Genomic DNA, 3,046 nt, shown 5'->3' on the forward strand with positions numbered 1-3,046 from the left:
GGGTATCAGCATGCTGTTGTTTATCGCCATTTTATGGCTCACCGAGGCGTTGCACGTGACGGTGACGGCCATTCTTGTCCCTGTGATGGCGGTGTTTTTTGATGTGTTTGACACCCAAACCGCGCTCAACAACTTTGCCAACTCCATTATCTTCCTGTTCCTTGGCGGTTTTGCCCTTGCGGCGGCGATGCACAGGCAAGGTTTGGATAAGGTGATTGCCGATAAAGTGTTGATCTTGGCTAAAGGCAAAATGAGCGTGGCGGTGTTTATGCTGTTTGGGGTGACCGCTGGGTTGTCGATGTGGATCAGCAACACTGCTACAACGGCGATGATGCTGCCATTGGTGCTCGGCGTACTGAGTAAAGTCGATGCAGACAAAGAGCACCCAACCTATGTGTTTGTGCTTTTGGGTATCGCCTACAGCGCCAGTATTGGCGGTATTGCCACCATCGTCGGTAGCCCACCGAACGCCATCGCCGCAGCCGAAGTGGGGCTAACTTTTACTGATTGGATGCGCTTTGGTGTGCCGACGACGCTGGTGCTTTTGCCTGTCGCGATGGCTGTGCTGTATCTGATGCTCAACCCCAATCTACAAGGCAAATTTGAGCTTAACTATCAGCCGGTGCAGTGGGATAAAGGCAAAATCGTCACGTTAGGTATTTTTGCTGCCACGGTTTGTTTGTGGATTTTCAGTAAGCCGATAAATGCCATGCTGGGCGGTTTTGCTAAGTTCGATACGTTGGTGGCACTCGGTGCAATTGTCGCGGTGAACTTTGCGCGCGTCGTGCACTGGAAGGACATCGAAAAAACCGCAGATTGGGGCGTGTTACTGCTGTTTGGCGGCGGGATCTGCCTGAGTAATGTACTCAAAGCAACGGGTACCAGCGTCTTTTTGGCCAATGTCCTCAGCGAGGCGATTGCTCACCTTGGCATTGTGTTCATTGTGGCGGTGATTGCGATTTTTGTGGTGTTCCTTACCGAGTTTGCTAGCAACACGGCGAGCGCCGCTTTGTTGATTCCGGTCTTCGCCACCGTCGCCGAAGCGTTTGGCTTATCGCCAGTAATTTTGTCTGTGCTGATTGCGGTTGCTACCTCTTGCGCTTTTATGTTGCCGGTCGCCACGCCGCCCAATGCCATCGTGTTTGGTTCAGGTCACGTGGAACAAAGTGAGATGATGAAAGTCGGTATTGTGCTCAATCTTGCTTGTATCTTAGTGCTGACGGGCATTGCCCTCACGTTTTGGGCATAACGCAACTGAGGCGCCTAGACCGTCTCTTCTTCTTGCACGTTATTCACCTGGGTTTGGGTAGAATGGCAGGATGTGGATTGTGGTTTCGATGACGATAGTGCGCCAGATAATTGCATGGCGGCTCGCGCATCGATGCGACTTGCGTCAAACAGCAAGTAACTGCGCTGGGCGCTATCATCTTGATGCGGCACAATGTTCAATGTGCCTTTAAATCCAAGGCGAGAAAGATGCTGGCACAGCGCCTCGGGTGCGATGTCATAAACGGGGTGCAAATATGGCAGTAAAGTGTCGGCCACCCAAGCGTGTGTTTGGTAATGTGCCATTGCATTTTCTAGGTGGTCTGAATCGGTAAATTCGATGATCTCTAGTACGTGTTCCAATCGCATCGAGGTGCTAATTCCATTTTAATCATAGAGTTAATAATGGTGATACTACATCAATCCCCTCTGTTGTCACCTGTAATGGATCAATTTATCTTGTGCTCTATGCACGCGACCTAAATCAAAAAGGAATGGCGATGAATCACGAACAATTCAACCAGTTCTGCCGCGCCTTACCGGCAACCACACATGTGGTGCAATGGGGCAACAGCGAGGTGTGGAAAGTGGGTGGCAAGGTGTTTGCCATCGGTACGCGCACGCCAAGTGGTACGCCTGCTTACACGTTTAAGACATCAGAGAGAAACTTTGTCTTCCTCAGTGAAAGTGACGGTTATATTCCGGCGCCGTACTTTGCCAGCCGCGGCATGAAATGGATTCAGCAAATCGATGCCTCGCCCGAGCGCGATGAAGCGCTCCATTACTATTTGCATGCCTCCTACCAACTGGTGAGCAAAGGACTGAGTCAGCGTGTGCGTAAAGAGCTGGGTATCGAGCTCGAGAAGTAACGCAGGGTCGCGCAAAAATTTGGTACACTCATCCTATGATTTCATTGTTAGAGACGTCGTTTGCACACCCATCAGACACTGACGTTTGCCACCGCAAACCTGTTCAATTTTGTCGCGCCGCCCAACGCGTTTTATGATTTTGAGAATATCTATGAGACGCCAGCGTGGGCGGAAAAATGTCGCTGGACGAAGGAGAAATTAACGCTTCTTAATGCGGATATCGTCGGGCTGCAAGAGGTGTTCTCGATTGAGGCCGCGAGACAGATGATGGCGGATCTCAGGTATGGCTATTTTGCGGTCGTCGACACGCCGCATATTGAGCAGGAATACATCTACTCCCAGCCCGTTGTGGCGCTGGCGTCTCGCTACCCAATCACACGTTGTCAGGCGGTGACGCCGCCTAGCGCTTTAATGGAGTGCTATGACGTTCCCTTTCCAGATTTTAGTCGTCAGCCGATTGCGGCCGTGGTCTCGGTGCCCAATATAGGCGAAGTTTCCGTTTATGTGTGTCACCTAAAATCTCAACGCGCGACAGAGAGCGCAAGTGGTGAGAGTGAGCATCCACTTCTCGGGCGCTGGTTGTCTCATCAACAACGTGGCTGGGAAGCCGTGATGCTTCGAATTGCGATGGAAAACGCCTACCGTTCACATCCGGTGCCGACTGTGCTGATGGGCGATATGAATCAAAGTTTGGACAGCGTACTGACCGGGCAACTCACGCTCAATGCCAGCAACGACAGTGCGACACTCACACTCGAAGACAGCTGGAGCCTCTACCAAGCCAATGACAAAGCAAAAGACCGGGCGGCCACACATTATCATTTCGCAACGGGCAATGTGTTGGACTACCTGCTTCTCTCGCAAGAGTTTCAAGCTCACTCGCCATACTCACTTGCGGATGTTGTTGGCTA

4 protein-coding genes are annotated in these 3,046 nt (G+C 51.5%); 3 read left to right on the forward strand and 1 reads right to left on the reverse strand.

All coding sequences use genetic code 11. The annotated features are described in order from the left end of the window. Positions 1-1,249: SLC13 family permease (locus tag AC6R1O_RS17605; RefSeq protein WP_500657509.1), on the forward strand; the 1,249-nt coding region annotated here is incomplete at its 5' end. Positions 1,250-1,263: 14 nt separating this feature from the next. Here the strand turns inward: AC6R1O_RS17605 and AC6R1O_RS17610 are convergent. Then, positions 1,264-1,635, reverse strand: a complete 372-nt coding sequence (locus AC6R1O_RS17610) for a hypothetical protein (protein ID WP_500657510.1) — start codon at positions 1,633-1,635, stop codon at positions 1,264-1,266. A gap of 131 nt (positions 1,636-1,766) precedes the next feature. On the opposite strand from AC6R1O_RS17610, the gene AC6R1O_RS17615 reads away from it, so the two are divergent. Then, the gene (locus tag AC6R1O_RS17615) at positions 1,767-2,135 is read left to right on the forward strand and encodes an MmcQ/YjbR family DNA-binding protein (protein ID WP_500627295.1); all 369 of its coding nucleotides are present in this window, start codon (positions 1,767-1,769) and stop codon (positions 2,133-2,135) included. A 60-nt stretch (positions 2,136-2,195) separates the two neighbouring features. Continuing rightward, positions 2,196-3,046, forward strand: an 851-nt coding sequence (locus AC6R1O_RS17620) for an endonuclease/exonuclease/phosphatase family protein (protein WP_500657511.1), incomplete at its 3' end; no start/stop codon positions are given.

The sequence above is a fragment of the Vibrio sp. R11-SG3-ISO3-SZ genome (genome assembly GCF_059834345.1).

Coding starts and splice junctions, on each gene's coding strand:
- AC6R1O_RS17610 (WP_500657510.1), bottom strand. CDS start 1,635: ATGCGATTGGAACACGTACTAGAGATCATCGAATTTACCGATTCAGAC.
- AC6R1O_RS17615 (WP_500627295.1), top strand. CDS start 1,767: ATGAATCACGAACAATTCAACCAGTTCTGCCGCGCCTTACCGGCAACC.